Source organism: Pseudomonas multiresinivorans, from assembly GCF_012971725.1.
Taxonomy (GTDB): Bacteria; Pseudomonadota; Gammaproteobacteria; order Pseudomonadales; family Pseudomonadaceae; genus Pseudomonas; species Pseudomonas multiresinivorans.
This window is the reverse complement of record NZ_CP048833.1, coordinates 1,766,991-1,792,387: the sequence shown is the minus strand read 5'-3', so window position 1 is coordinate 1,792,387 and position 25,397 is coordinate 1,766,991. Positions and strand designations below refer to the sequence as shown.

Annotated in this window: 27 protein-coding genes; 9 read left to right on the top strand and 18 right to left on the bottom strand. The window is 65.7% G+C overall.

The window, feature by feature from the left end; all coding sequences use genetic code 11:
- Window positions 1–15 precede the first annotated feature (15 nt).
- Window positions 16–597, bottom strand: a complete 582-nt coding sequence (locus G4G71_RS08190; RefSeq protein WP_169936706.1) for a DJ-1/PfpI family protein — start codon at window positions 595–597, stop codon at window positions 16–18.
- A gap of 380 nt (window positions 598–977) precedes the next feature.
- Here G4G71_RS08190 and G4G71_RS08185 point away from each other — a divergent pair, with 380 nt between their 5' ends.
- Window positions 978–1,853: a LysR substrate-binding domain-containing protein gene (locus G4G71_RS08185; protein WP_169936704.1), complete on the top strand. Its 876-nt coding sequence runs from the start codon at window positions 978–980 to the stop codon at window positions 1,851–1,853.
- A 33-nt stretch (window positions 1,854–1,886) separates the two neighbouring features.
- On the opposite strand, the gene G4G71_RS08180 is transcribed toward G4G71_RS08185, so the two are convergent.
- The 5 genes from G4G71_RS08180 to G4G71_RS08160 all read right to left on the bottom strand — a co-directional run bounded on the left by G4G71_RS08180 (window position 1,887) and on the right by G4G71_RS08160 (window position 7,246).
- A complete protein-coding gene (locus G4G71_RS08180) occupies window positions 1,887–3,245 on the bottom strand; it encodes an MFS transporter (RefSeq protein WP_169936702.1) in 1,359 nt (452 codons plus the stop codon).
- A 101-nt stretch (window positions 3,246–3,346) separates the two neighbouring features.
- Window positions 3,347–4,786, bottom strand: a complete 1,440-nt coding sequence (locus G4G71_RS08175; RefSeq protein ID WP_169936700.1) for an NAD-dependent succinate-semialdehyde dehydrogenase — start codon at window positions 4,784–4,786, stop codon at window positions 3,347–3,349.
- Window positions 4,783–5,817 carry an aldo/keto reductase gene (locus G4G71_RS08170; protein ID WP_169936698.1) on the bottom strand — a complete coding sequence of 345 codons (1,035 nt, stop codon included), beginning with the start codon at window positions 5,815–5,817 and terminating at the stop codon, window positions 4,783–4,785. The genes G4G71_RS08175 and G4G71_RS08170 overlap by 4 nt, the downstream gene beginning before the upstream one ends.
- Before the next feature lie 10 nt (window positions 5,818–5,827).
- On the bottom strand, window positions 5,828–6,340 hold the full coding sequence (fae, locus tag G4G71_RS08165; protein ID WP_169936696.1) for a formaldehyde-activating enzyme: 513 nt from the start codon (window positions 6,338–6,340) through the stop codon (window positions 5,828–5,830).
- Window positions 6,341–6,667: 327 nt separating this feature from the next.
- Window positions 6,668–7,246, bottom strand: coding sequence for a DUF2846 domain-containing protein (locus G4G71_RS08160; protein WP_037014955.1), 579 nt, complete (start codon window positions 7,244–7,246; stop codon window positions 6,668–6,670).
- Between the two features lie 187 nt (window positions 7,247–7,433).
- On the opposite strand from G4G71_RS08160, the gene G4G71_RS08155 reads away from it, so the two are divergent.
- Complete coding sequence (locus tag G4G71_RS08155; protein ID WP_169936694.1) at window positions 7,434–7,703, top strand: CopG family ribbon-helix-helix protein; 270 nt, start codon at window positions 7,434–7,436, stop codon at window positions 7,701–7,703.
- Entirely contained in the window at window positions 7,694–7,981 is a 288-nt protein-coding gene (locus tag G4G71_RS08150) for a type II toxin-antitoxin system RelE/ParE family toxin (protein ID WP_045211087.1), read from the top strand. Before G4G71_RS08155 ends, G4G71_RS08150 begins: the two co-directional genes overlap by 10 nt.
- Window positions 7,982–7,988: 7 nt before the next feature.
- On the opposite strand, the gene G4G71_RS08145 is transcribed toward G4G71_RS08150, so the two are convergent.
- From G4G71_RS08145 to G4G71_RS08125, 5 genes are all read right to left on the bottom strand, one after another.
- Window positions 7,989–8,576, bottom strand: a complete 588-nt coding sequence (locus tag G4G71_RS08145) for a GNAT family acetyltransferase (protein WP_169942556.1) — start codon at window positions 8,574–8,576, stop codon at window positions 7,989–7,991.
- 197 nt (window positions 8,577–8,773) lie between these two features.
- Complete coding sequence (locus G4G71_RS08140) at window positions 8,774–10,012, bottom strand: acyltransferase family protein (RefSeq protein ID WP_240964941.1); 1,239 nt, start codon at window positions 10,010–10,012, stop codon at window positions 8,774–8,776.
- Window positions 10,013–10,098: 86 nt separating this feature from the next.
- Entirely contained in the window at window positions 10,099–11,256 is a 1,158-nt protein-coding gene (locus G4G71_RS08135) for a phospholipase D-like domain-containing protein (RefSeq protein ID WP_169936690.1), read from the bottom strand.
- The gene (locus tag G4G71_RS08130; RefSeq protein WP_169936688.1) at window positions 11,253–11,828 is read right to left on the bottom strand and encodes a YceI family protein; all 576 of its coding nucleotides are present in this window, start codon (window positions 11,826–11,828) and stop codon (window positions 11,253–11,255) included. Before G4G71_RS08130 ends, G4G71_RS08135 begins: the two co-directional genes overlap by 4 nt.
- A 111-nt stretch (window positions 11,829–11,939) precedes the next feature.
- On the bottom strand, window positions 11,940–12,845 hold the full coding sequence (locus G4G71_RS08125; protein WP_169936686.1) for a LysR family transcriptional regulator: 906 nt from the start codon (window positions 12,843–12,845) through the stop codon (window positions 11,940–11,942).
- Between the two features lie 109 nt (window positions 12,846–12,954).
- Between G4G71_RS08125 and G4G71_RS08120 the strand changes: the two genes are divergently transcribed.
- The gene (locus G4G71_RS08120; RefSeq protein ID WP_169936684.1) at window positions 12,955–14,454 is read left to right on the top strand and encodes an MFS transporter; all 1,500 of its coding nucleotides are present in this window, start codon (window positions 12,955–12,957) and stop codon (window positions 14,452–14,454) included.
- Between the two features lie 602 nt (window positions 14,455–15,056).
- Here the strand turns inward: G4G71_RS08120 and G4G71_RS08115 are convergent.
- The 5 genes from G4G71_RS08115 to G4G71_RS08095 form a co-directional block, all read right to left on the bottom strand.
- Window positions 15,057–15,656: a YceI family protein gene (locus G4G71_RS08115; RefSeq protein WP_169936682.1), complete on the bottom strand. Its 600-nt coding sequence runs from the start codon at window positions 15,654–15,656 to the stop codon at window positions 15,057–15,059.
- A 43-nt stretch (window positions 15,657–15,699) separates the two neighbouring features.
- Window positions 15,700–16,047 (bottom strand): amidase, encoded by a 348-nt coding sequence (locus G4G71_RS08110; protein WP_169936680.1) that lies wholly within the window; start codon window positions 16,045–16,047, stop codon window positions 15,700–15,702.
- Window positions 16,044–17,171: a serine hydrolase domain-containing protein gene (locus tag G4G71_RS08105; RefSeq protein WP_169936678.1), complete on the bottom strand. Its 1,128-nt coding sequence runs from the start codon at window positions 17,169–17,171 to the stop codon at window positions 16,044–16,046. Before G4G71_RS08105 ends, G4G71_RS08110 begins: the two co-directional genes overlap by 4 nt.
- Window positions 17,172–17,272: 101 nt before the next feature.
- Complete coding sequence (locus tag G4G71_RS08100; RefSeq protein WP_169936676.1) at window positions 17,273–18,058, bottom strand: oxygen-binding di-iron domain-containing protein; 786 nt, start codon at window positions 18,056–18,058, stop codon at window positions 17,273–17,275.
- Between the two features lie 105 nt (window positions 18,059–18,163).
- Window positions 18,164–19,060: an acyl-CoA dehydrogenase gene (locus tag G4G71_RS08095; RefSeq protein WP_169936674.1), complete on the bottom strand. Its 897-nt coding sequence runs from the start codon at window positions 19,058–19,060 to the stop codon at window positions 18,164–18,166.
- Window positions 19,061–19,208: 148 nt separating this feature from the next.
- Here G4G71_RS08095 and olsB point away from each other — a divergent pair, with 148 nt between their 5' ends.
- The gene (gene olsB / locus G4G71_RS08090; protein WP_054909802.1) at window positions 19,209–19,964 is read left to right on the top strand and encodes an L-ornithine N(alpha)-acyltransferase; all 756 of its coding nucleotides are present in this window, start codon (window positions 19,209–19,211) and stop codon (window positions 19,962–19,964) included.
- Window positions 19,964–20,734 carry a lysophospholipid acyltransferase family protein gene (locus G4G71_RS08085; protein WP_169936672.1) on the top strand — a complete coding sequence of 257 codons (771 nt, stop codon included), beginning with the start codon at window positions 19,964–19,966 and terminating at the stop codon, window positions 20,732–20,734. The genes olsB and G4G71_RS08085 overlap by 1 nt, the downstream gene beginning before the upstream one ends.
- Window positions 20,735–20,880: 146 nt before the next feature.
- Here G4G71_RS08085 and G4G71_RS08080 read toward each other — a convergent pair whose 3' ends face one another.
- Window positions 20,881–21,741: a universal stress protein gene (locus G4G71_RS08080; protein WP_240964887.1), complete on the bottom strand. Its 861-nt coding sequence runs from the start codon at window positions 21,739–21,741 to the stop codon at window positions 20,881–20,883.
- Between the two features lie 75 nt (window positions 21,742–21,816).
- Window positions 21,817–22,410 carry an acyl carrier protein phosphodiesterase gene (locus G4G71_RS08075; RefSeq protein WP_169936670.1) on the bottom strand — a complete coding sequence of 198 codons (594 nt, stop codon included), beginning with the start codon at window positions 22,408–22,410 and terminating at the stop codon, window positions 21,817–21,819.
- A gap of 280 nt (window positions 22,411–22,690) precedes the next feature.
- On the opposite strand from G4G71_RS08075, the gene G4G71_RS08070 reads away from it, so the two are divergent.
- From G4G71_RS08070 to G4G71_RS08060, 3 genes are read left to right on the top strand one after another with little or no spacing between them, the layout of a single operon-like run.
- Complete coding sequence (locus G4G71_RS08070) at window positions 22,691–23,008, top strand: ArsR/SmtB family transcription factor (RefSeq protein WP_169936668.1); 318 nt, start codon at window positions 22,691–22,693, stop codon at window positions 23,006–23,008.
- 48 nt (window positions 23,009–23,056) lie between these two features.
- A complete protein-coding gene (locus tag G4G71_RS08065; protein WP_054909806.1) occupies window positions 23,057–24,220 on the top strand; it encodes an MFS transporter in 1,164 nt (387 codons plus the stop codon).
- A 33-nt stretch (window positions 24,221–24,253) separates the two neighbouring features.
- Window positions 24,254–25,303, top strand: a complete 1,050-nt coding sequence (locus tag G4G71_RS08060) for an alkene reductase (RefSeq protein WP_169936666.1) — start codon at window positions 24,254–24,256, stop codon at window positions 25,301–25,303.
- Window positions 25,304–25,397: the final 94 nt, after the last annotated feature.

The following is a 25,397-nucleotide window of genomic DNA, read 5'->3' as shown; positions in this document are numbered from 1 at the left end:
CGATGACGGGCCAGTCTACAGGCTGATCCTGGTGCCCAGCACGTCGAGGAACTTCGCCAGCCAGGCAGGGTGTGCCGGCCAGGCGGGCGCGGTGACCAGGTTGCCGTCGACATGGGCGGCATCCACCGGGATGTCCACGTATTCGCCACCGGCCAGCGTCACTTCCGGACCGCAGGCCGGATAGGCGCTGCACGCGCGGCCCTTGAGCACACCGGCGGCGGCCAGCAGCTGGGCGCCATGGCAGACGGCGGCGATGGGCTTGTTCGCGGCGTCGAAGGCTTTCACCAGTTCGATCACCTTGGCGTTCAGGCGCAGGTATTCCGGAGCGCGGCCGCCAGGGATCAGCAGCGCGTCGTAGTCGTCGGCACGCACATCGGCGAAGTTGGCGTTGAGGGCGAAGTTGTGACCCGGCTTCTCGCTGTAGGTCTGGTCGCCTTCGAAATCGTGGATGGCGGTGCGGATGCTCTGGCCGGCCTTCTTGTCCGGGCAGACGGCATGGACGGTGTGCCCGACCATCAACAGTGCCTGGAACGGCACCATGGTTTCGTAGTCTTCGGCGTAGTCGCCGACCAGCATCAGGATCTTCTTCGCGGCCATCTGGGGCATCCTCCCGGCAGGGCCCGGCCGTGGCGGCCGGGCATGCGGGAGAGCTTAGACAGTCACGCTGGTGGCGGGGTAATACGCCGCTACTACAGCGCCTCGCGCTAGGCGGGCCTCACGCGGATCAGAACGAATAGCCAATGTTGTCATCCAGTTGGCGTTCCCAGTGGCCGGTGCGAATGCACGGGTCGCCACGACCGGTGAGCCAGCCACAGCCCTATGAGTTGGCACAACTACAACCAACCAGTGGCGAAGCCACCAACAATCGCCAGAATCGCCAATCGAACCCGAGAAAAACGCATATTCCGAAGGCGTCGCCATCGCTAGAATCAGCGAAAAAAGCCCGCGCCCTGAGCGTACTTCCGGATGGCCCCGCCATGCGCAACCTGCCGCCCCTGACCATGCTCCGCGTCTTCGAAGAAGTGGCCCACCATCGCAGTTTCAATCGTGCGGCCGATGCATTGAACGTCACCCAGGGAGCTGTCAGCCGGCAGATCAAGCAGCTGGAGGAATACCTCGGAATCAGCCTTTTCCTACGAACACCACGCGGTCTGACGCTCACCGAAGCGGGCAGCGCCCTCGCCCCTCACCTGAGCGATGCCTTCGATCAGATGGAGCGCGCCCTGCAGGCCGTGCGCGTGCCCAACCTGCGCCAGCGCCTGCGCATCCTCGCGCCGCCCACCTGGGGCACTCGCTGGCTGTCGCCGCGGCTGCGGACCTTCCTGCAGCGCTATCCGGACATCAGCCTGAGCGTCACCAATCACCTGGACGGAGAAAGTGCGGGCGAGCTGGACTGCCGCATCCGCTTCGGCCTGCAACAAGCCGCGCATTGCCACAGCGAACTGCTGGTGATGGAACGCCATATCGCCGTGGCCAGCCCGGAGCTGTTCGACGGCGAGCAGCCCCCGGAGCTCAGCACTCACCCGCTACTGCACATCCTCCACGAGGGCAAGCGCCTGAAGGTCTGGGAAAACTGGCTGGAGGCGGTGGGCAGGACGGACGTGGATGCCAGCAGCGGCATCGAGTTCAGCACCCTCGACCAGGTGATCCATACCGCACTGGCCGGCGGCGGGCTCGCGGTAATCGACCGGCAGATGATCGAACGTGAACTGGCGGCGGGCAGCCTGCTGCCGATCACCCCGATCGAAGTGATAGGCCCCTATGGCTACTGGCTGGACATTGCGACGGACAAATGCGGCCTGTCGAAAGTGCAGCGCTTCCAGGACTGGCTGAACCTGGTCAGCAACCCCTGAGCGCAATCCGCGCCCAGGGATTGCCGGCGCCGATCAGGCCGCGGCGACCTTGGCCGTCACGGACGGCTTGGCGCCGTCCGCCTCCCCACGACCGCAATCGGTGAGCGTGAGGTACTTGGTTTCCGGCGCCCAGGCGATGGAGATGATCGCACCGAACAGCAGGATACCGGCGAGGATCGCCATGGTCGGACTCAACCCGATGCCCGCCACACTGACTGGCAGCAGGAAGGTACTCAGCGCCGAGCCCAGGCGACTGGCCGCCGTGGCCAGGCCGATGCCACCGGCGCGCACTTCGGTGGGGAAGCTCTCCGCCGGATAGACGCCGACCAGGTTGCTCACCGCCGACAGCACCAGGGTGAACAGGCCGAAGCACGCCACCATCAGCCAGGCCAGGCTGCCGGGCAGCAGCACCAGCAGGAACAGCGAGGCGGCAAGGATCAGGAAGGAGTTGATCAGGAAGCCGCGGCGGCTGAACTTGATGGTGCACCAGATGCCCAGCAGCGCGCCGACGATCAGCAGTGCGTTGAGCATCATCTCGGTGCCGAAGCCTTCGGCCAGGCCCATCTTCTGCAGGATCGACGGCAGGAAGGTGTAGATGGCGAAGTACGGCATGACGATGCAGATGAAGAACAGGCAGTTGAAGGCGGTGCGCTTGCGGTACTCGCGGCTGAACAGCGCCTTGTAGCCGCTGTGCTTGCGGTTGATGACTTCCTCGTCGATCTCCACGTTGGCACCCAGGTGCTTGTGCACGATGGCGCGCGCTTCCTCGATCCGGCCCTTGTAGACCAGCCAGCGCGGCGACTCCGGGGTACCGATGCGGGCGATCAGGATCATCGCGGCGGGGATCGCCGAGGACGCCAGCATCCAGCGCCAGGCATCGTCGCCCAATGGCAGCATGGCGGTGCCGACGAAGGTGGCGGCGACGTAGCCGAAGGTCCAGATCACGCTAAACGAACCCAGCAGCACGCCACGGTGCTTGCGCGGTGAGAATTCGGCGAGCATCGCATGGCCGACGCTGAAGTCGCCGCCCAGGCCGATGCCGATCAGCACCCGGCAGAGGAACAGCTGCATCGCGGATTCGACGTAGAACTGCATCACCGAGGCAATGGTGATCAGCACGAAGCTGATGAGGAATATCTTCTGCCGCCCCAGGTGGTCGGAAATCCAGCCGAAGAACAGGCTGCCCATGAACAGGCCGAGCAGCGCGGAGCTGCCGATCAGGCCCTGCCAGAAGGGCGTCAGCGCCATCTGCGGGTTGATCAGAGTGAAGGCGATACCGATGAGGCCGAGGATGTAGCCATCGGTGAAGTGGGCGCCGAAGGTGAGGCCGGCGATCTTGATGTGGAACCTGCCGATGGGCAGGTCATCGATTTTGACTGTTTGACCCGACATGATCGTCTCCGACTTTTTGTTATTGGAAACACAGCGAGGTTGGGCCGCCGCGCCATGAACAATGGCGCGGCGGCTGTGGCAGAACTCCTTGACTGGGGTCGTCAGGCAGACAGGCCGCCCATGAGCAGGTACTTGATCTCCACGTAGTCCTCGATGCCGTACTTTGAACCTTCGCGGCCCAGGCCCGACTCCTTGATGCCGCCAAAGGGCGCCACCTCGGTGGAGATGATTCCTTCGTTGATGCCGACCATGCCGGCCTCCAGCCCTTCGGCCATGCGCCAGACGCGGCCGATATCGCGGCTGTAGAAATAGGCGGAGAGCCCGTAGGGCGTATCGTTCGCCAGACTCAGGACTTCAGATTCGTCGCGGAAGCGGAAACAGGCGGCGACTGGGCCGAAGGTTTCCTCACTGGCGATCAGCATTTGCGAATTCGCTTCGGCCAGCACGGTCGGCTCGTAGAACGTGCCGCCCAGAGCGTGGCGACGGCCGCCACACATCAGCTTCGCGCCGTTCTCCAGCGCGTCGCCGACATGCTGCTCGACCTTGGCCAGTGCCGCCTCGTTGATCAGCGGGCCCTGCTCGGTCTCGCCATCCAGCGCGTTGCCCACACGCATCGCGCTGACTGCCCTGGTCAGGCGCGAGACGAAAGCTTCGTAGACGCGCTCCTGGATATAGAAGCGGTTGACGCACACACAGGTCTGCCCGGTGTTGCGGAACTTAGAAGCCATGGCGCCGCGGACGGCCGCATCGATATCGGCGTCATCGAAGACGATGAAGGGGGCGTTGCCACCCAGCTCCAGTGAGACTTTCTTCAGCGTCTCCGCCGCCTGGCGCATCAGCAGCTTGCCGGTGCGGGTCGAGCCGGTGAAGGACAGTTTGCGCACCGCGCCGGATGCCTGGATCGCCCCACCAATGGCAGGCGCGTCGCCGGAGACGATATTGAAAACGCCCGCCGGAATGCCCGCTTCTTCCGCCAGCACCGCGAGGGCGAAGGCGGAAAGCGGTGTTTCTTCCGACGGTTTGAGAATCATGGTGCAGCCTGCCGCCAGCGCCGGGCCAACCTTGCGGGTGACCATCGCCAGCGGGAAGTTCCACGGCGTGATCGCCGCGACCACGCCGATGGCCTGCTTGATCACCACGATGCGCGCATCGCCCTTGTGCGAGGGAATCACATCGCCATAGACGCGCTTGGCTTCCTCGGCGAACCACTCGAGGAAGCTCGCCGCGTAGGCGACCTCACCCTTGGCCTCGGCCAGCGGCTTGCCCTGTTCGGTGCTGAGCAGGCGCGCCAGGTCGTCCTGGCGCTGCAGCATCAGCTCGCCCCAGCGGCGGATGCGCACGCTGCGCTCCTTGGCGGTCAGGGCGCGCCAGGCCGGCAGCGCACGTTCGGCGGCAGCAATGGCCGCGTCGGTTTCCTCGGCGCCACCACGGGCAACGTCGACGATCAGCGCGCCGGTGGCCGGGTTGCGCACCGGGTAGGTCGCGCCACCCGTCACCCATTTGCCGTCGATGTAGTGGCCAGTTTTCAGCAGCGCGCTCATGCCACCGCCTCCGTCAGCGCGAAGGCTTCGCGCATGGGGCGGGCGGCACGCAGGATGCGCTTGCCGGCGGTGTAGTCGTTGATCACGTCGCAGGGCGTGTAGTTGCGCTCCAGCTCGTAGATTTCCTCGTCGTCCAGGCGGGTCTCCAGCGCGGCCAGGGCACTGTCGAATTGCGCGGTGGTGTCGGCGCCAACGAGCATGCAATCCACACCGGAATGCTGCAGCACCCAGGCCTGGGCGATCTGTGCATTGGATACTCCGCGACGCTGCGCGACGCGCTGCACGGAGCGGGCAATCTCGAAGGAAGCCTCGTCGGCGTACATCTGCTGGGTAAAGAAGTCGGTCTGATTGCGCGTGGAGTTCACGTCACCGGTCAGCAGGCCGCGCGCCAGCGGGCTGAACACCGAGACGCCGAGGCCCTGGTCGCGGCAGAACGGGATCATCTCGCGCTCTTCCTCGCGGTAGGCGCAGTTGAGCTGCAGCTGCATGTTGATCGGCTTGACCCAGCCGTTGCGCTCGCAGGCCATGAGGATCTTCGCCAGCTGGCCGGTGAGCATGGTGGACACGCCAATGTAGCGGGCCTTGCCGGCGCGGACGATGTCGTTCATCGCGCCCATGACCTCTTCCACGGGCGTGTTCACGTCGTAGAAGTGCAGCATGTACAAGTCGACGTAATCCATGCCCATGCGCTTCAGGGAGGCGTCGATGCCGTCCATGATGTGCTTGCGCGAATGGCCGCTGGCGTTGATGCCCGGACAGGTGCCGTAGCCGACCTTGGTGGTGATCACTACATCCTCGCGGCGCACCAGGCGCTTGAGGATGCGGCAGACGACTTCCTCGCCGACGCCGGCGGAATAGAAGTCGGCGAGGTCGATGAAGTTCACGCCGGCATCCAGCGCGTGCTTCACGATCGGCTCGCTTTTCTGTTCATCGAAGATCCACGGCTTCCAGTCCGGAGTGCCCATGTTCATGGTGCCCAGGCACAGCTTGGAAACCTGCAGGCCGGAGTTGCCGAGACGGATGTATTGCATGGCGCTTACCTCAGGCCTTGGGGGTGTAGAAGGGGTTGGCGATGGCGTTGACCACGTCGGCCAGCTGCGCACGCTCGGGCTTGCAGCTCAGCGCCGCGCGGATCGCGGTGCGGCAGGCGTTGTAGTTGTTCAGGTAGACGGCATCGAGGTCATCGCAGCCCGGGTTGACCCAGTTGGCGGTGACGATGGCCCACTCGTCCTCGGCTTCGGGCGGCAGGGTGCCGTCCAGCAGCGCCTCGGTAACGGCCTTGGCGATACCGGCCTGGGACGCGCCCCAGGTGGCGTTGGCGTGCATGTCACCGTTGATCTCGGCCTTGTTCACGTAGAGGGTCATCGGCTTGACCGGGATGTTCGGCTGGGCGATCACCATGAACGGGCAGTGCCCCTGGCTGGGCGAGGCGAGGCTGCTTGCGAACGCCTGGCCAGCCGGGCCGCTGCGCGGGCCGAGCAGGATGTTGATGTGCGCGGCGTTGACGCCGGGGCCTTCGAAACCTTCACCGATGTACAGGTCGAGCTTTTTCATGGGGTACCTCATGCAAACGTGGGGTGCAGGAAAGCCCGGGCACGCTCGGGCGGCCCGTGGCAAAACCGGCGGAGGGCGCCGGGGGAAAAAGGGTTGGGATCAGCTATCGACGGGCCAGTAGGACGGGTGCGCGAAAGCACCGGACAGGCCGGAGTGCAGAGGACGGATCGAGGGCGGGGAAAGCAGGAAGGAAGTCATGTCGCGTCGCTCTTTGTTGTTGTCGATGAGCTGGTGCGACGATTTTTAGCACCGGGCCCGAGCGGCCCGGTAACCACAAAAACTCAAGGAGCTATGAGTTGCCCTCATAACTCCAGAGGGGCGTGAATCTCACAGACCGATACGTTCGAAGAAGCCCGGCCCTTCGACTTCCTTGCCGCTGGCGGCGATGCTCACCGGCTCCTGCACCTGGCGCGTGGCGGGGATTTCCCGCGAGCCCAGCTCCTTGCCCACCAGTTGCAGCGGGCCGGCGCCCTGGCCGGCGGTGTGCTCGTATTTGGGTGGCGTGTGGGTCTCGTCGTAGCGCAGGTAGTACACCTCGCCGGCGCGGGCTTCCAGGGTGAACCCCGCAATCAGGGTGAAATCCAGGCTGCCACCGGCGAAGAAGGTCCAGAAGCTACCCAGCAGCGGGCGGCGCATCTGCAGTGGATAACTGCCGGGGGCGAAGTGCAGGGTGAAGTAGCCGTTGCTCGGCAGGCTGCCGATCAGCTCGTTGTTGAGGAACAGCCCCGGCGCTTCCAGTTCTTCATCGGACCACTGGTTCTGCGGCCGGTAGAGGTACACCGTGGCCTGCTGCGAATCTGCGGGCTGCGCACTGTACGGCGGCCCATCCACCGCGCCGAAGAAGGCGCCGGGCGAACTGCAGCCGGCCAGCATCAGGAGAAAGGCGCACAGGGCCAGTCGGAGCATGGAAAGTCCCTCTTATGGTTATGCCCGGAGCATAACCACCGCGCCGGGGCTTGCCACCCGTCGAAAGTCCGGGTCGAAGAGTTCACACAAACGCCAGGGCGAGCCCCGCTCATCCCAACCTGTTTGACACTGCTGCACCCAGGGCGAAGTATTACCCGGTATTACCTTTAACTACACAGGTGCCGCCATGGCCACTTCAGTCAAACTCGACGAGGAAATGCTCGCCCGCGTCCGCGAGCTGGCCGAGCTGCGCCAGCGCTCGCCGCACTGGATCATGCGCGAAGCCATCGGCCAATACGTCGTGCGTGAAGAGCAGCGCGAGAAGCTCAAGCGCGACACCGAGCAGGCCTGGGAAGAATTCCAGGCGACCGGCCAGCACGTCGCTGCCGAAGCGGTGGAGAGCTGGCTGAACAGCTGGGGCGATGAGGACGAGCAAGCCGCACCGAAATGCGAGTGATCTACGCGCCCGCGGCGCTTCGCGACCTCGACCGCCTGCGCCGATTCCTCCGGGAAACCAATCCCACCGCCGCCCGCCGTGCCGGCCAGATCATTCTCCAGGCCACCCAGGCGCTGGGGGCCTATCCGCAGATGGGGCGACTGATCGATGACCTACCGATCGAATTCCGCGAATGGCCCATCGACTTCGGTGACAGCGGCTACATAGCCCGCTACCGCATCGATGGGGAAACACTGGTCATCCTCGCGATCCGCCACCAGCGCGAAGCCGGTTACTGAACCCGAGTCAGCTCAGCTCCTTGAGCCAGAACATCATCGACTTGGCAGTCTCCTGCTGCTCGCCGATATCGCGCCAGTGGTATTCGGTCTGCAGGGAGGGTTGCGGAGTGAAGCCACGCTGCAGCCAGAAGGCGTCCGGCGAGCGGTAGCTGACGGGTCGTGCGCTGTGCTCCGGCGGCCGCCGAAGGGCGCAGAAGGCCGCCCAATCGAAGCGACCCAGACCACGCGCAAAGCGCTCGCGTTCTTCGAAGAAACGCAGGTCGAGAGCGGCGCTGCGGTACTCCGGCAGAACCACCGACTCACCAAAGTAGAAGATTCGCTCCGGGTTCCAGCCCTGCGCCAGGAACGGCTGCTGGAAAGCCTCGGCCTCGTCCAGCAGCGGCAGCCCGGTCGAAGCCCCCACTACCCTGCCCTCATCGATCACCAGCACGCACAGGCTCCAGGCCGATCGCACATGGCCGTCGAGGTACCCGGCTTCATATTCCGGACTGCCATCGTAGAGGTACGGATACTCGCGGAACACGGTGATGCGCAGTCGCGCCAGATCATCGATGAACGGGCGAAGGGCGTCTCCGCCTAGCAGGCGGAACTCGATGGGCATGGTGGTTTTCGTCCGCAAAGGGCCGCAGCGGCGGCGCGCTGCAGAAAACCTAGCACGCGCAGCGCAGGTCGGCAGAGCTGGTGAGGGCGGCGCAGTATCTGGTTCGCGAGCAAGCTTGCTCCTGCGAAGAGCGCGACCTGTAGGACCGAGGGGGACGCCGAGTCCTGGCTCGCGAACGGCCCAACGATGGGTTACGACTCGGTAACCACTCGCCGCCGCGCGGTCGGTGGCGCAGGCGGGGCCGGCAACAGGTGCCGCACGAGCCATTTGCGCACCGGCACCACGCAGCGCTCCTGCACCAGCACGCAGCTGGTGACCATGAACAGCAGGAACAGCGGATACAGCCACAGCGACAATTGCTGATGGGTAGCCGACTCGACGCAGAAGGCCCAGTCCGCGAGGCAGTCCCCCGGTGCGCGAATCAGTTTTTCCGTCCGCGAGAACAGCGTAAACAACGGCACGTGCAGGGCGAACAGCGACAGTGACGCCGCCCCCAGCCGTGGCGACCAGTGCCGCACCAGGCTGCTCTTCGGGTCCCGCGGCAAGGCGCTCATGTACACCAGCATCAGCTGCGCGGGCAGCAGCAGGCCGTTGTGCAACAGGAAGTACCAGAACTTGGCGCCGTGGGTGTAGAGGTAATCGGCGACCAGGAAGTTGGCCAGCACGAACGCGCCCATCGCCACCAGCGTTCCGCGGCCGGGCAGGCGGCCGGCGTCCTTGTACTCGCGGAAGAGCCCGTAGGCGAGGATGCCGCTGAGGAACTCCGGCAGGCGCAGCAGCGGGTTGCGGTGCAACAGCCCGGTCCAGGGCATACCGTACTGTTCGCTCGCGACTACCAGCAGCGGCGGGATCAGGTACACGCCCCAGAGCACCAGCAGCCAACGCCATTTGTGCTGCAGACGCGCCAGGCGCGGCGCAACGAAGGGGAAGCAGAGGTAGAAGAAGAACAGCGTCGACAGCGACCAGAGCGGCGCGTTGAAGGTCAGGTAATACGGGTTCCACGCCTGCAGCATGGTCAGCTGCAGGATACTGTTGAACAGCAGTTCGCGGTCGCTCATCCAGTGGTGGAACAGCTCCGGCTGCAGCCGGCCGATGGCCTCGTTGGTGTCGTAGATGACGAAGCGCGGCGTGGCCTGGTCCAGGTCCGGGCCGATGCCCAGCCCGCTGACCACCAGCAGCACGGCGATGGTCAGCAGGATCGAGAAGATGTGCAGCGGGTAGAGGTTGGACAGGCGCTTGGTGAAGAAGCTGCGCGGGCTCTCACGGAGCTGTCCATCGGTGACGTAGACGTGGCACAGCAGGAAGCCGGAAAGCACGAAGAAGGTGCTGGTGGCGAAAAAGCCCAGGGCGGTGAGGTCATCGAGGCCGGCGAACTTCTGCTCGGCGGGGTAGCTGTGCAACGTGTGGTAGATCACCACGTACAGGCCCATCAGGAAGCGCAGCCATTCCAGCCCGATGAAACGTTCCTTGCGATTGGTCTCCACGCCTCTCTCCTTCTCGACAGACAACAACGACGTCAGCGGCGGCGGTCGAGGAAGTTCACCACCAGTCGGTCCAGCGAGCCCCACAGCCGCTCGCGCAGGCGCTTCCACCAGGGGCGCGCGCGCCAGAATCCCAGGTCGATCTCGCGGCTCTGGGCGAAGTCGGCGGCCAGGCAGTCGGCCACCGCCGCGGTGAATTGCGGATCGAACGCTTCTACATTGGCCTCCAGATTGAACCGAAGGTTCCAATGATCGAAGTTGCACGAGCCGACGCTGACCCAGTCATCGACCAGTACCATCTTCAGATGAAGAAAGCGCGGCTGGTATTCGAAGATCTTCACCCCGGCGCGCAGCAGGCCAGGGTAGTAGCGCTGGCCTGCGTAACGCACCGGCGCGTGGTCGGTCAGCCGGCCAGTGAGCAGCAGCCGCACATCGACGCCGCGCTGGGCGGCCTTGCGCAGCGCCCGGCGGACCTTCCAGGTCGGCAGGAAATACGGCGTCGCCAGCCACACCCGCTGGTGCGCACCGCGCAGCGAGCGCACCAGCGCCTGGAGGATGTCGCGATGCTGGCCGGCGTCTGCGTAGGCCACACGCGCCAGGCCTTCGCCGTAGTTGGGAATGGGCGGCAGGCGGGTCAGCAGGACTTCCTCGCGGGGCTTCCAGGCCCGCACGCCAAGACAGGCATTCCATTGCCGCTCGAACAGGCGTTGCCAGTCGGCGACGATGTGGCCGGTCAACTCCACCATCACCTCATGCCAGTCGCTGCGGTTCTCCCGCGCGGACCAGAACTCGTCGGTAGCACCGGTGCCGCCGACGTAGGCGATGCGCTCGTCCACCAGCAGCAGCTTGCGGTGATCGCGGTACAGGTTGCGCAGGCCGGCCTTCCAGTTAAGCGGGTTGTAGTGGCTCAGTTCGCCGCCCGCCTCCACCAGTTGCCGCGTCCAGGCGCTGGAAAGCTTCAGGCTGCCGAAGGCATCGAACAGGCAGCGCACCTTCACACCGCGCCCCAGGGCGGCCAGCAGGCGATCCAGCAGCGCCTCGGCGCAGCTGCCGCTTTCCACCAGGTAGAGTTCCAGCTCGATCTGCCGCTCGGCGCTGTCGATGGCCTGGAACATGCGCGGAAAGAAGCGCTCTCCGTCGCAGAGCAGGGCGAAGCGGTTGCCCGTTCGCCAGGGAAAGATCGGGCCGCTCACCGCGAGGCGAAGATCAGCACGGCGCCCACGGGCACCGACAGGCCGATACTCTTCAGCCCGGCCAGTTTGCGCAGTTGCGCCACGCCTGGCGCGAGGCCGAAGTCAGCGGCATTGATCACCAGCGGCTGCAGAGTCACGACCTGGAAGCGGTGCTCGTCCAGGCGGGTGATCAGTACATCGGTGCGGTAGTCCTTCGCCTGGCCGTTGAGCTCCAGGCGCAGTGGCAGGCGCATCTCCAGTTGCACGCCGCTGGCCAGTTCGGTGATGGGGCGCAGGTCGATGCGCGAGGTGATACGCGCCTCGGGGAATTTCTCGGTGTCGAACAGCTTGTCGCGCAGGCGCTCATCGCGTAGCGGAATACCGCTGCTGACTGAATCCATCTCGATGCGCAGCTCCACCTGGCCCTGTTCCTCCACCTTGCCGTGCATCACCAGGAAGCGGTTCACCTCGGCGATATCGGCATTCTTGGTGGTGACGAAGGTCAGCCGCGAGGACTCGTAGTCGAGGTACCAGGCAGCCTGGGCGGAAGCGGCGAAGCAGGCCGCGAAGAGGAAGGCGAACAGCGAGCGCATGAAATCCCTTACATGGAAACGGATGGACCAACGGCCAACGATAGCGGCCCGCCGTCGGCTTGCAAACCGGCCGAGCGGCGAGCCCTTTGGGCAGGCGTCGACGCCAATGGTTCAGTCGGCCAGCAGCGCCGGAATCCCGGCCACCAGCGCATCGATGGCGCAGCGGATCTTCGACGGCATGTAGCGGGTCTTCGGCCACACCGCATGGATCTCCAGCGGCGGCAGGTTGCAGCGGCCCTTCACCACCACCAACTCGCCCAGCTTCACGTGCCGCGCCAGCAGCCAGGACGGCAGCCGTGCCAGGCCGAAGCCGGCCACGGCGGCGGCGGTGATGGCCTGCAGGTCGTCCATGCTCAGCTGTGGGTCGATGTCGATGCGTTTCGCCTGGCCGTCGTCGTCGCGCAGGTCCCAGGGTGAAGTGACACCGGCAACCGAGTAGCTGATGGCCGAGTGGCCGGCGAGGTCGTCCAGACCTTCGGGCATGCCGTGCTCGGCGATATACGAGGGCGCCGCGCCGATGCTGGTGTACTGCACGCCCAGCTTGCGCGCGGCGAGCGTGGCGCTGTCGCCCAGCGGGCCGATGCGCACGGCGAGGTCGAAGCCCTCTTCCACCAGGTCGACGCGGCGGTCGGTGAAGGACAGGTCGATCTTCAGCGACGGATACTGCCGCGCCAGCGCCAGCATCAGCGGCACCACGCAGAGGTGGCCGAAGGAGATCGGCACGCTGACCCGCAGGCGCCCGCGCGGCTCCATCCGACCGCCCTCCAGCGCGGTGTGCGCGGCGTCCAGTTCGGCCAGCGCGCGCACGCAACTGTCGTAGAACACCTGGCCGTCGTCGGTGAGGTTCTGGCTGCGCGTGGTCCGCTGCAGCAAGCGCACCCCCAAGCGCGCCTCCAGCCGGGCGATGGCCTTGCCTACCGCCGAGCGAGTGAGGTTCAGGCGCTCGGCGGCCAGGGCGAAGCTGCCGGCGTCCACCACCTGGACGAAGGTGGCGATACCATCGAGTCGGTCATCCATCAGGCAGCCCCTTTTGAATCCTCAAGAGACCCAATGATGGGACGAAATGGAGCCAATGGGGAACCCTGTTCTTTTTCAGAATAGTGGTTCGTCCCACGGAGCCATCCTCATGACTGCCCTCCATAACCCCAGAAACCTCATCGCCCTGGCCGCGGTGTGCCTGTCCTCGATGATGTTCGGCCTGGAAATTTCCAGCGTTCCCGCCAGCCTTCCGGCCCTTGAGCGAGTACTGCACGGCGACTTCCAGGACCTGCAATGGGTGATGAACGCCTACACCATCGCCGTCACCAGCGTGCTGATGGCCGCCGGCACCCTGGCCGACCGCTTCGGCCGCAAGCGCCTGTTCGTCATCAGCCTGGCGCTGTTCGGCCTCACCTCGTTGCTCTGCGGGCTGGCGGGCGACATGCCGACCATGATCGCCGGGCGCTTCCTGCAAGGCGCCGCCGGCGGCGTCATGCTGATCTGCCAGGTGGCGGTGCTGACCAGCCAGTTCAGCGACCCGGCCGAACGCGTGCGCGCCTTCGCCGCCTGGGGCGTGGTGTTTGGCATCGGTCTGGGCTTCGGGCCGATCATCGGCAGCGCCATTGTCGCCCTGGCCAGTTGGCAATGGGTGTTCCTGGTGCACGGTCCGCTCGCCCTGCTCACCCTCGCGCTGGCGCAGTACGGCACGGTGGAGTCGCGCGATCCGGAAGCCGAGCGGCTGGATATCGGCGGCATGCTCACGCTGTCACTGGCCGTGCTCGGCATCGTGTTCTACATCACCCAGGGCGCCGACATGGGCTTCACCAGCCCGGCCGCGCTGGCGATCCTGCTGCTCAGCCTGGCCAGCCTCGCCGCCTTTGTCCTGATCGAGCGCCGCGTCGCCCACCCGATGTTCGACCTCTCAGTGCTGCGCATCCGCGCGTTTTCCGGCGCGATGTTCGCCTCGGCGGGGATGAACGCAAGTTTCTGGCCGCTGATGATCTACCTGCCGGTCTACTACCACGGTGTGCTCGGCTACGGCGACGTGAAGGCCGGCTGGTCGTTGCTGGCGTACACGCTGCCGACGCTGCTGGTGCCGCCTATCGCCGAGCGCCTGGCGCACCGCTTCCACCCCGGCTGGGTGATCCCCGGCGGGATGTTCGTGATCGGCGCCGGCTTCTTCCTGATGCTCTGGGGCAGCGCCGCGGACCACGCCAGCTGGCTGACCCTGCTGCCCGGCTGCGTGCTGGCCGGCATCGGGCTGGGCATGACCAACACCACGGTGACCAACACCTCCACCGCCGCCGTGCCCGCTGCGCGTGCGGGGATGGCTTCGGGCATCGACATGAGCGCGAGGATGATTTCCCTGGCGATCAATATCGCGGTGATGGGGTTGATCCTGCTCTGGGGCGTCGCCGCCGCACTGCACGGCGTGGATGGCGTTCAGAAGCTGCAGTTGGCAGCGAGTATCGCCGCTGGCCAGTTGGGTAACGACGATCCGGCCAGCGCACGGGCAGCGCTGGTGCAGGGCTTCGGCTGGATGCTGGGCTACGGCGGCATCAGCGCGTGGCTGTTCGCAGCGGGCAGTTTCGTGACCTTCGGCGCGCGCCGGGCGGCACGACCTACACTGGAGGTGGCCCGATCCTGACTGACAGGAACACCGCCATGAAAACCATCCTGCTGCTCGCCTTCGTGTTCCTCAGCGCCTCCAGTTGCAGCGTGGGCTCGGGCTTTCGCTTCCAGCCAGACTTGCCGGCGATTGCGGCGCGGTCTTAAGGCTGGCTGTTTTCGCGATTGACGCTGTGCCGTGCGGTTCGCGAGCAAGCTCGCTCCTACGAAAAGCCACATATCTCGGCATGGCTATGGCCTGGCTCTGGCGCTGGCTCTTGAAGACTTCCAGATAAACCTCAGCGCACTCCGAGCGGCCCCGTTCAGGAGGCCTCGTTGAAGCGGAGTTTCAGGGGTTGAGCGGCATGGATGCCGCGAGAGCGCTGTCGGGCCAGGGATGGCCCGTCAGCGCGTGCCCCTGAAACTTCGCTTCAATGAGGGAATTTTTCGCCTAGGCGAAAAACCGGATGTCCGGGGCAAGACCTTTGCCCACTTTGGGGCGTTTGCCAAAGTGGGTCGCCCGAGGGGGCGAAACCACTGATTCTGCGCGCACGCCGAAGCAATGCTGGAATACCCACGCTGAGGCAGCACATCCCAATCATTGGAGCCGTGGCCCGTTCCTACAGGTTCATGGTGCGAGTATCACGGCTCCTGCTTGATCACCTGACTGAACCCCAGCACCGCGAACACCGGCACCTCGGGCGTGATCGAAGGCACGTTGGCGACTGCCTTGAGCGGTTCGAGCTTCTCTTCCAGGTCGAAGTCGATCAGCTTGAGCACCAGCGGCTCCAGGGTCGTCACCTCGATGCGGCTCTCGCTGGGGCGGCTGACCAGCACCTCGGACTTGAGCCGACGCTGCTGGCCGTGCAGGTCGAGGTTGAAGTCCAAGGTTTCCTGGCGCGACTGGCCGACCCGCAGGTCGTCGTAACGGCTCAGGTCCAGCTGGCTGCTGACGATCGCCTCGGGGAAGCGCTCGATCTCGAAGAAGGAGTTGCGCATGCGCTCGTCGCGCAGGGCCAGGCCGCTGTCGATGGACTCCAGCGGCACCACCACGCGCACCGCGCCCTGGTCGTCGATCTGCCCGGAAAGGCGGTCGAAGCGCTGAACTTCCGCCATCTTGCCGCGCTTGACCGAGACGAAGCTGATCCGCGAAGTGTCGCCGTCCAGTTGCCATTCGGCCATCGCCAGGGGGCTGGCCAGCACCAGCAATGCGCACACGGCTCCTGTTACAAAAGAATGCATTGATCCTCCGAAGCGGGTCGCCCCGCTCCGTGGAACGCGCCCGTCAGTGGCTGCCCGATTCGGGCAAATCGTCCGCCTGGGGCATCAGTTGGCATCCCTCGCGCGCGCTGAGCCAGGCGGCTGTCTGTGTACTGCCGAGGCCGCGAGCGGTCACCCGCTTGCGCGCTTCGTCGTCGAGGAAGCCGCTGGTCGGCACGTACTGCTTGGTATAGGCCCGGCAATAGTCCGCCGAGTTCCCCATAACGTAGCGGCAGGAGCAGTACTCCTTGGCGGTATAGGCGCCGATGATGCCGGGGAACGCCGCGAGGTGGATGCGGTTCTGCCAGGCCGTGGTCGCCAGGGCGAGCAGCAAAAGGACCAGGGCGGTAAGAATCGGATGGCGACGGATCATGGCTGCACCTCCCCGTGGGCGAAGGCTGCCTGGGCAAGTTTGAGGAAGGCATCGTGCTGGTAGCTGCCGTCACGGTCGTCGGCGTAGCGGACGATCACCAGTTTCTGCTCGGGGATCACGTAGAGCGCCTGGCCCCAGTGGCCGAGGGCGGCGAAGGTATCTTCCGGAGCGTCCGGCCAGGGCGCGGGCGCGCCGGCCACCGGGCGGTTGAGCCACCACTGGCCACCGGGCACCGCTTCGTTGGGTTTCTTCGGATCAGGCTGGTACTCGGGGAACGGCGCGAGAACGAATTTCATCCAGTCCTGCGGCAGCAACTGGCGATCCTTCCAGCGCCCGTCGCGCTCCATCAGCAGGCCGATGCGCGCCATGTCGCGGGCAGTCATGTAGGCATAGGACGAGCCGACGAAGGTACCGCTGGCATCGCGCTCCCAGACCGCGGACTGGATGCCCAGCGGCTCGAACAGCGAGGTCCAGGGGTAGTTCGCGTAGTCCTTGCCGACCATCTGCTTGAGCGTGGCGGAAAGCACGTTGCTGTCGCCGCTGGAGTAGCGGAAGCGCTTGCCCGGCTCGGCATCGGCAGCGAAGCCGGCGGTGAACCTCGCCATGTCGTCGCGGCCACGGGTATAGAGCATCGCCACCACCGAGGAGCGCACCGGCGCGTATTCGTACTCTTCCTGCCAGGCCAGGCCGGAGGCCCAGTGCAGCAGGTCGCGCATCTTGATATCGGGATGGTCGGCGAAGGCCGGGTAATGCTTGGCAACCGGGTCGTCGAGCTGGAACTTGCCCTCGCCGAAGGCCACGCCGAGGACGCTGGCCATCACGCTCTTGCTCATCGACCAGGCCAGGTGCGGCGTCTGCGCGCTGGTCGGGCCGGCGTAGCGTTCGTAGATCAGTTGGCCGTCGCGGATCACCACCACCGCATCGGTGCGCACGCCCTTGCGGGTCGCGTCGTCGCGGCTGGGGAAGGCATAGCTTTCGAAGGCTTCGACAGCAGCGCCACTGGGCGTGGCGCCGTGTGGCCAGTCGGCCTCGGGCCAGGTGTCGGCACCGTGGGCATGGCTGCTGAGCAGGCAGGTGGCCAGGGCCAATGCGCGCAGCGCTGGCCTGTAGGAAGTGAAGGGCATCGGCGGGCCTCTTGTTATCAGGTCGGCCCGCACCCTAGCACGGTGAAGATGACGAATTAAGCGCCGATCGTGCCGTAATCAAGGACGATTGGCGCAATCGGTCAGCGTGGCACCTGGTAATCGTCCGGCCCCATCAGGTCCATGCCGCACTGCAGGTCGGTGATCCAGTCGAGGAAGGCGCCGATCATGGCCTTGCCCACGAAAGGCCGGCCGTGCTGCGGGACGATCATCTCGATGTCCATGCCGCGCACCATGGATGCCCAGAGCCGCGCGACCTTGTTCGACGCCATGTAGCGACGGTGGAAGCCTTCCATGTGCGGTACGTGCGCAGCGAAATCCTGCACCGGGCTGGCGTCGTCCACCAGGGAGGCGCCCATGTCGCCGGAGAAGAGGATCTTGCTGACCGGATCGTAGATCTGGAAGTTGCCCACCGAGTGGAGGAAGTGCGCGGGGATCATCTTCAGCTGGCAGCGGCCCAGCTGCACCGACTCGCCGCGGTCCGGCAGCGGGATCACCCGGTCATAGGTGGAAATGCCATGGCTGACCGCCAGGTAGTTGGCCGTCAGGTGCGGCAGGAAGCGCGCCCAGAGCTTCGAGCAGATGACCTTGGCGCGGGTGTGCAGCAGCCACTTGTCCAGCGCGGCGATGATGTCCGGGTCCTGGTGCGAGGCGAAGATGTAGTCCAGGTCCTGCAGCGAGAACAGTTTCGAGAGTTCCAGGGACAGCGGCGTATAGGTCAGGTCGCCGCCCGGATCGAGCAGCAGGCGCTTGTCGTGGTCGACGATGAGGAACTGGTTGGATTGCACACCGTCGCCGCTGACCAGATCGTCGAAACACAGGCATTGGTGTTTACCGTCGTCGAACAGCACGATGGGTTCGCGTCGCATGAGGGGATTTCCTAAAGCAGTGGGAGGGAAAACAGTGGGTAGCCCTGCGGAAATTTCTTGGTATCTCAGAAACATCTGTAAGGCTAACGTCCCCTCCCCAGGCCCTCACTGACGTGGGTCAAGGCCTATTGCCACCCTCGCTTTCTCCAGGCGCTTGGCCCGTGCGGCGCCGGCGATGGCGAGCACACCCTTGTCGCGTCTCCAGACCGCTGCCAGCTCCGGGTCGCCCGAGGCGAAGGCGGCATCCAGTGTCGCGGCGAGGCCCTCGAACTGGCTGAACACGCCGGCCAGCAGCAGGTGGGTTTCCGGCTGCGAAGCCGGCTGCCGGCTGACTTCCGCGCAGCCGGCCAGCACACCGGTCAGGCGCAGCGCCAGCTCCGCCGGCCACTGGTGCTCCAGCGCCAGGCCATAGAGCCAGGCGCAGACCGCCGCCAGCACATGGGTGTCTTCCAGGGTGCGGAAAGGCTTGCTGTAGGCCTCCCAGCCATCACCGGGCAGGCGTTCGCAGTGGGCGCCGTCGAGCAGCAGGCGGGCGTGGGGGATGTCCGGCATCAGCGGCAGTGCCGGCAACGCCTCAAGCTTCGCGCCCGGCGCACCGGCCTGAATAACGGTCATGGCGATGCGCGGTGGCTGTCCCTCGTCCTCGTCACGCGCGGCGATCAGCCACCAGGCGGCGCTGTCGGCGGCGGTGGCGAAGTCCTTGCGACCGTGCAGCACCAGACCGTCGAGGCGGGTCTGCAGGTCGGCGGGGCGCACGCTTTTCTTCTCGGTCACGCAGAACGCGCCGAGGCTGAGCGGGGCCGCCGGCCAGAGCGCGCGCAGGGCGGCCTGGTAGCCGGCAAGGAAGGCCAGCCCCGGTGAGGTCGCCAGGCGCCCGCCGAGCACTGCCAGCTCGAAGCTGCCGCTATGGCCGGCGCGCGCCAGCAGTTCGGTGTACCAGTCGTCCAGGGCCAGGCCGGGCGGTAACCGGTCCTGCGGGCCGAGCAGGCATTTCCAGGGCATCGCGGCGCTCCTTCCTTCGAGGTCGTTGTTCTTGTCATACAAGCATCACCGCACCGTCATGGGCGTGACACCGGTCATTCCTAGCCTGAGCTTGCACAACAAAGCCGACCGGCCGCAACCCGCATGGCCGGTTCACGGAGGCACTCGCATGAGTCAGATCGCCCTCTCCTGTGACACCCCGGCAGAACGCCGTCTCAAGGCCGTGCGTCTGCGCGGCGCCCGCGCCCTGCGCGAAGCCCAGGCCCTGCGTTACCGCGTGTTCAGCAGCGAGTTCGATGCCCAGCTCAAGGGCGCGGACCAGGGGCTAGACATGGATGACTACGACCGCCACTGCGCTCATATCGGCGTGCGCGACCTCAACACCGGCGCGCTGGTGGCCACCACCCGCCTGCTCGACCACCGCGCCGCGCAGCGCCTGGGCCGCTTCTACAGCGAAGAGGAATTCGCCCTCGACGGCCTGGACAACCTGCAGGGCCCGGTGCTGGAAATCGGCCGTACCTGCGTCGACCCGGACTACCGCAATGGCGGCACCATCGCCGTGCTCTGGAGCGAGCTGGCCGAAGTGTTGAATGAAGGCGGCTACCGCTACCTGATGGGCTGCGCCAGCATCCCCATGCGCGACGGCGGCATCCAGGCCCGCGCGGTGATGCAGCGCCTGCGCGACCGCTACCTGTGCCAGCAGAACCTGCGCGCCGAACCGAAGACCCCGTTGCCGCAACTAGACGTTCCGGAAAACCTCACCGCCGAGCTGCCGCCGCTGCTCAAGGCCTACATGCGCCTGGGTGCGAAGATCTGCGGCGAGCCCTGTTGGGACCCGGACTTCGGCGTCGCCGACGTGTTCATCCTGCTCAAGCGCGACGAGCTCTGCCCGCGCTACGCCCGCCACTTCAAGGCCGCGGTCTGATGCGCAGCCTGCGCGCCTGGCTGCGCGTTGCCCGCCTGCTGCTGGTGTTGACGGTGGGCCTCGCGCTGGCTGCTTTCGTCAGCCTGCTGGAGCGCCTGCCCGGCCGCGACTGGATGCTCCTGCGCCAGCGCCTGACCTGCTGGTACCTGGCACGCCTCGGTGGCGCCCTGCCCTTCGAGGTGAAAGTGCACGGCGAGCTACCCGGTCAGCCGATGCTGTGGGTGTCCAACCATGTGTCCTGGGTCGATATCCCGCTGCTTGGTGCGCTGCTGCCGCTGACCTTCCTGTCCAAGGCCGAAGTGCGCCAGTGGCCGGTCGCCGGTTGGCTGGCGGAAAAGGCCGGCACGCTGTTCATCCGCCGGGGTTCTGGCGATGCTCGAATGATCAACGCGCAACTGGCCACGCACCTTTCGCGCGGCCGTTCTCTACTGGTCTTCCCCGAAGGCACCACCACCGACGGCCAGGGCCTGCGTACCTTTCACGGTCGCCTGATGGCCAGCGCCATCGAGGCCGGCGTGCCGGTGCAGCCGGTGGCGCTGCGCTACCGACGCAACGGGGAGGCGTGCGAGCTGGCACCCTTCATCGGTGACGATGATCTGGTCAGCCACTTGAAGCGTCTGTTCGACAATGATCGGGGAGTCGTGGAAATCCACCTCTTGCCGGCGCTGTCCAGCGCCCACCAGGACCGCAACCTGCTGGCCAGGCAAGCGCACGCAGCAATCCGTGCGGTGGTGTGTGAGGAGCAGGAAGAGGCGGCCATTGCGGCCTGAGGTTCGCTGACAAGAGAAGGGATTGGAGCCCGCCGTAACCTACGGCCGGCGGGTTCCCACTCTGACGAAACGGCTTTCAAACTGCGCCGGGCGGCACCCTCGAGTCGCCCGACGCAACCTGAAAACAGCCTCCAGACGCCGCAGGCTCAAGCCTCCGGCGGCACGACCAGGATGTCACAATCCAGTTCGCGCAGAGCGTAGTCGGCAACACTGCCGATCAGGGCACGCTTGATTCCGCCCATACCCCGAGTACCCATGACCAGCAGATCCGGCCGATGCTTGTCGACCATCCGCTGCAACACGTTGCCCGGCAGCCCGACGGCCACCAGTTGTTCATCGATGCGTTCTTCCAGGTGCTGGTCGTGGAGGAACGTCTTCAGCTCTTCCACCGCCTGACGCGATTCGCTGCTGACAAATTCGTCGATGCGTTCCTCGCTCACTCCGGAGTACTGCATCATGCCCTTGGCCAGCGGGCTGAAGGCGTAGACGCCGCGGCGCACGGCGCCTTCCAGCAGGCCCAGGTCATTGGCCACTTCCACCGCGTGGGCCGAAGCCGGCGAGGTGTCGAGGGCAATCAGCAGGTCGCGGTATTGCCCGGCGGCCGGCTGGTTGACCACCAGCACCGGCAGTTGCCCGGCGCGCAGCACTCGTTCCACCGTGGTGCCGACGAAGATGTCGCGCAGCACGCTCTTGCGGTGCGCACCCATCACCAGCATTTCGCAGTTCAGGTTCTTCGCTGCGGCGAGGATCTTCTGGTTCGGATCGCCGCGCTCCACCAGCAGTTTCGGGCAGGTACCACCCATTTCGGTGAGTTCGACCAGGCGCGCCTCGAGCATCATGCGCACCTGGGTGACTTCCTGTTCGACCAGTGCCGACGGTTGGTCCTCATCGACCACGTAAAGCACGGTCCAGGGGCAGGCGTAGCGCTTGGCGAGCGCTGCCGCACGGTGCAAAGCCTTTTCGGAACGGCCGGAAAGATCCGTTGCGACCATTAGCGACTTCATCATGCTGCTCCTCTCGTCGTCCTTCAGATGTGTCTATTGCACACGCTATGGGCCGCCGGGCGGTTGACGCATATCAAGTCAGGCCGGACCGTCCATCGATTTCGGCGGATTTCTGACGAACTCCTGAAGTTCGGGATAGAACTCACGGAAGTCGTCGCTCAGCGGCTCGTAAAGACGATCCAGCTCCTCCCAGGCGCCATCCAGCAGGGACGGCCGCGACAGGCGCCGGGACATGCCGGCGACCACGTCCTGCAATACCTCGAACTGCCGATAGCTGCCGAGCCAGTCCTGCGCGGCCATGCGCGGTGCAATGCGCGCCAGACGCTCCGGCAGGCCGGGCGTGCGGCCCAGTACACCGTAGACCCGTTGGGTGAACTGCTCCAGCGGCTCGCCGGAGAAACGCTCCCAGTCGCGGGCCAGGCAGTGGTCGTAGAACACGTCCAACAGCACGCCGGCCATGCGCCGGCGCTCACTGGGGAAGCGCGACTTGGCACTGTGTATCAAGGGATGACTGTCGGTAAAAGCGTCGATGCGCCGGTGCAGGCGGATGCCCGCCTCGATTTCGGCGGGCCACTGCCCGGCCAGCGGGCCTTTGACGAAATCACCGTAAAGGCTGCCGAGCAGTTGGGCGGGCCGGTCGCCGCCCAGGTGGAGGTGCGCAAGGTAGTTCATGTCGTTGAGCTTAGCGCGGAACCGGTGCTCTTCTGTAGGAGCGAGCTTGCTCGCGAACCGAGACTGCTCGGTGCCAAGAGCTTCGCGAGCAAGGACTGGGCGCCCCCTCGCTCCTACAAAAAGCGGTACGGAGCGGAGGCGGAATCATCGCGGACGAAGTCCGCTCCCACGGCAGCCCGACCTATTATCACGGGTGTCGATCATTACTATCGCGCCAAACGAATTCATATCGTTTTTGACCGATATATAGTTCGTCCCAACGCGATATACCGATACGGCCATGACTGAACAACCCTCTCTCGACCTCGACGAAATCTTCAAGGCCCTGGCCCACCCGGTGCGGCGCGACATGCTGCACTGGCTCAAGGACCCGGAGCAGTTCTTCGTCGAGCAGGAGCACCAATCCTTCGAGATCGGCGTCTGCGCCGGCAAGTTCGACCAGCGTACCGGTCTGTCGCAATCCACCGTCTCCGCGCATCTGGCCGCCCTCCAGCGCGCGGGTCTGGTGACCAGTCGAAAAGTCGGCCAGTGGAACTTCTTCAAACGCAATGAAGAAACCATTCAGGCCTTTGTTCGCCACCTGAGCGAAGCGCTGTAACCCGGCTACTGCCAGCCAAGACAAATCCCACTTTCCAGGAGCAGGCGCATGCCCACTTCGCTTCTCGTCCTCGCTTTGTCCGCGTTTGCCATCGGCACCACGGAATTCGTGATCATGGGCCTGTTGCCCGAGGTCGCGGGCGACTTGTCCGTCTCCATTCCGGCCGCCGGCTGGCTGGTCAGCGGCTATGCCTTCAGCGTCGCCATCGGCGCGCCGATCATGGCGCTGCTCACGGCCCGCCTGCCGCGCAAGACTGCCCTGCTGATGCTCATGGGCATCTTCATCCTCGGCAACCTGCTCTGCGCCGTGGCCGCCAACTACGGCCTGCTGATGCTGGCGCGGGTCATCACCGCGCTGTGCCACGGCGCCTTCTTCGGCATCGGCTCGGTGGTCGCCGCCAGCCTGGTGCCGGCCAACCGCAAGGCTTCCGCCGTGGCGCTGATGTTCACCGGGCTGACCCTGGCCAACGTGCTCGGCGTTCCGGCCGGCACTGCGCTGGGCCAGGTCGCCGGCTGGCGCTCGCCGTTCTGGGCAGTCACGCTGATCGGCGTCATCGCATTGATCAGCCTGTGGCGCGTGCTGCCCAAGCAACACGATGAAGAAGCAGTGGACATGCGCAAGGAAGTCTCCGCGCTGCGCAACGGCCCGCTGTGGCTGGCGCTGGGCACCACCGTGCTGTTCTCCGCTGCGGTCTTCGCGCTGTTCACCTACGTCGCGCCGCTGCTTGGCGAAGTCACCCAGGTCTCGCCGCGCGGCATCACCTGGAGCCTGGTGCTGATCGGCCTCGGCCTGACCCTGGGCAACATCATCGGCGGCCGCCTCGCCGACTGGCGCCTGGGCACGACCCTGGCCGGCGTATTCGCCACCATGGCGGTGGTTTCCACCGTACTGAGCTGGACCAGCGCCGCGCTGATCCCGGCCGAAATCACCCTGTTCATCTGGGCCGCTGCCGCCTTCGCCGCGGTGCCCGCCCTGCAGGTCAACGTGGTCCGCGTCGGCGGCGCCGCGCCCAACCTCGTCGCCACCCTGAACATCGGCGCCTTCAACGTCGGCAACGCCATCGGCGCCTGGGTCGGCGGCAGCGTCATCGACCACGGCCTGGGCCTGACCCGCGTCCCTCTGGCCGGCGCCGTGCTCTCCGTCCTCGCGCTGATCGCGGTAATGATCGCCTTCAGCGGCAAGCCCAACCAGACCCAAACCGTCCTCGATTGATCCTCCACCCTCACCCCGTATTGGAGTAACGCAATGACCACGCTTTTCGATCCCATCGTCATCGGTGACCTGGAACTGCCCAACCGCATCATCATGGCCCCGCTGACCCGCTGCCGCGCCGACGAAGGCCGCGTGCCCAACGCGCTGGTGGCCGAGTACTACACCCAGCGCGCCGACGCCGGCCTGATCCTCAGCGAAGCCACCTCGGTGACCCCGATGGGCGTGGGCTATCCGGATACCCCCGGCATCTGGTCCGACGACCAGGTCCGCGGCTGGACCAACATCACCAAGGCCGTGCATGCCAACGGCGGTCGCATCATGCTGCAGCTGTGGCACGTGGGCCGTATTTCCGACCCGCTGTACCTGAATGGCGAAACCCCGGTGGCGCCGAGCGCCCTCAAGCCGGCCGGCCACGTCAGCCTGGTGCGCCCGATCAAGGAATTCGTCACCCCGCGCGCCCTGGAAACCGAAGAGATCGCCGACATCGTCGAGGCCTACCGCATCGGTGCCGAGAACGCCAAGGCCGCAGGCTTTGACGGTGTGGAAGTGCACGGTGCCAACGGCTACCTGCTCGACCAGTTCCTGCAGAGCAGCACCAACCAGCGCACCGACCAGTACGGTGGTTCCGTGGAGAACCGCGCGCGCCTGCTGCTGGAAGTCACCGACGCCGTGATCGGCGTGTGGGGCGCCGGCCGTGTTGGCGTCCACCTGGCTCCGCGCATGGACTCCCACGACATGGGCGATACCGATCCGCTGGCCACTTTCGGCTACGTGGCCCGCGAGCTGGGCAAGCGCGGCGTGGCGTTCATCTGCACCCGCGAGAAGGCCGCTGACGACAGCATCGGCCCGAAACTGAAGGAAATCTTCGGCGGCGTTTACATCGCCAACGAGCGCTTCACCAAGGAAACCGCCAGCGAGTGGCTGGAAAGCGGCAAGGCCGATGCGGTCGCCTTCGGCATCCCGTTCATCGCCAACCCGGACCTGGTGACCCGCCTGCAGAAAGGCGCCTCCTGGAACGAACCGCACCCGGAAACCTTCTACGGCAAGGGCCCGGTCGGCTACCTGGATTACCCGCGCCTGTAAGGGTCGGTTCCCGCGCCAACGAAAAGGGCGCCTTCCTGCGAAGGCGCCCTTTTTCTATTCGCCATGCGAAAACCGGAAAACCTCTGTAGGAGCG

Excerpts from the sequence above, each read along its gene's own strand:
- G4G71_RS08185 (WP_169936704.1), top strand. The coding sequence starts at position 978 with ATGCGCAACCTGCCGCCCCTGACCATGCTCCGCGTCTTCGAAGAAGTG.
- G4G71_RS08180 (WP_169936702.1), bottom strand. The coding sequence starts at position 3,245 with ATGTCGGGTCAAACAGTCAAAATCGATGACCTGCCCATCGGCAGGTTC.
- G4G71_RS08170 (WP_169936698.1), bottom strand. The coding sequence starts at position 5,817 with ATGCAATACATCCGTCTCGGCAACTCCGGCCTGCAGGTTTCCAAGCTG.
- fae (WP_169936696.1), bottom strand. The coding sequence starts at position 6,340 with ATGAAAAAGCTCGACCTGTACATCGGTGAAGGTTTCGAAGGCCCCGGC.
- G4G71_RS08070 (WP_169936668.1), top strand. The coding sequence starts at position 22,691 with ATGACTGAACAACCCTCTCTCGACCTCGACGAAATCTTCAAGGCCCTG.
- G4G71_RS08100 (WP_169936676.1), bottom strand. The coding sequence starts at position 18,058 with ATGCGACGCGAACCCATCGTGCTGTTCGACGACGGTAAACACCAATGC.
- G4G71_RS08065 (WP_054909806.1), top strand. The coding sequence starts at position 23,057 with ATGCCCACTTCGCTTCTCGTCCTCGCTTTGTCCGCGTTTGCCATCGGC.
- G4G71_RS08060 (WP_169936666.1), top strand. The coding sequence starts at position 24,254 with ATGACCACGCTTTTCGATCCCATCGTCATCGGTGACCTGGAACTGCCC.
- G4G71_RS08110 (WP_169936680.1), bottom strand. The coding sequence starts at position 16,047 with ATGATCCGTCGCCATCCGATTCTTACCGCCCTGGTCCTTTTGCTGCTC.
- G4G71_RS08155 (WP_169936694.1), top strand. The coding sequence starts at position 7,434 with ATGGCCACTTCAGTCAAACTCGACGAGGAAATGCTCGCCCGCGTCCGC.
- G4G71_RS08125 (WP_169936686.1), bottom strand. The coding sequence starts at position 12,845 with ATGGATGACCGACTCGATGGTATCGCCACCTTCGTCCAGGTGGTGGAC.
- G4G71_RS08140 (WP_240964941.1), bottom strand. The coding sequence starts at position 10,012 with ATGGGCCTGTACGTGGTGATCTACCACACGTTGCACAGCTACCCCGCC.
- G4G71_RS08085 (WP_169936672.1), top strand. The coding sequence starts at position 19,964 with ATGCGCAGCCTGCGCGCCTGGCTGCGCGTTGCCCGCCTGCTGCTGGTG.
- olsB (WP_054909802.1), top strand. The coding sequence starts at position 19,209 with ATGAGTCAGATCGCCCTCTCCTGTGACACCCCGGCAGAACGCCGTCTC.
- G4G71_RS08150 (WP_045211087.1), top strand. The coding sequence starts at position 7,694 with ATGCGAGTGATCTACGCGCCCGCGGCGCTTCGCGACCTCGACCGCCTG.
- G4G71_RS08080 (WP_240964887.1), bottom strand. The coding sequence starts at position 21,741 with ATGATGAAGTCGCTAATGGTCGCAACGGATCTTTCCGGCCGTTCCGAA.
- G4G71_RS08130 (WP_169936688.1), bottom strand. The coding sequence starts at position 11,828 with ATGCGCTCGCTGTTCGCCTTCCTCTTCGCGGCCTGCTTCGCCGCTTCC.
- G4G71_RS08075 (WP_169936670.1), bottom strand. The coding sequence starts at position 22,410 with ATGAACTACCTTGCGCACCTCCACCTGGGCGGCGACCGGCCCGCCCAA.
- G4G71_RS08105 (WP_169936678.1), bottom strand. The coding sequence starts at position 17,171 with ATGCCCTTCACTTCCTACAGGCCAGCGCTGCGCGCATTGGCCCTGGCC.
- G4G71_RS08190 (WP_169936706.1), bottom strand. The coding sequence starts at position 597 with ATGGCCGCGAAGAAGATCCTGATGCTGGTCGGCGACTACGCCGAAGAC.
- G4G71_RS08160 (WP_037014955.1), bottom strand. The coding sequence starts at position 7,246 with ATGCTCCGACTGGCCCTGTGCGCCTTTCTCCTGATGCTGGCCGGCTGC.
- G4G71_RS08120 (WP_169936684.1), top strand. The coding sequence starts at position 12,955 with ATGACTGCCCTCCATAACCCCAGAAACCTCATCGCCCTGGCCGCGGTG.
- G4G71_RS08095 (WP_169936674.1), bottom strand. The coding sequence starts at position 19,060 with ATGCCCTGGAAATGCCTGCTCGGCCCGCAGGACCGGTTACCGCCCGGC.
- G4G71_RS08115 (WP_169936682.1), bottom strand. The coding sequence starts at position 15,656 with ATGCATTCTTTTGTAACAGGAGCCGTGTGCGCATTGCTGGTGCTGGCC.
- G4G71_RS08175 (WP_169936700.1), bottom strand. The coding sequence starts at position 4,786 with ATGAGCGCGCTGCTGAAAACTGGCCACTACATCGACGGCAAATGGGTG.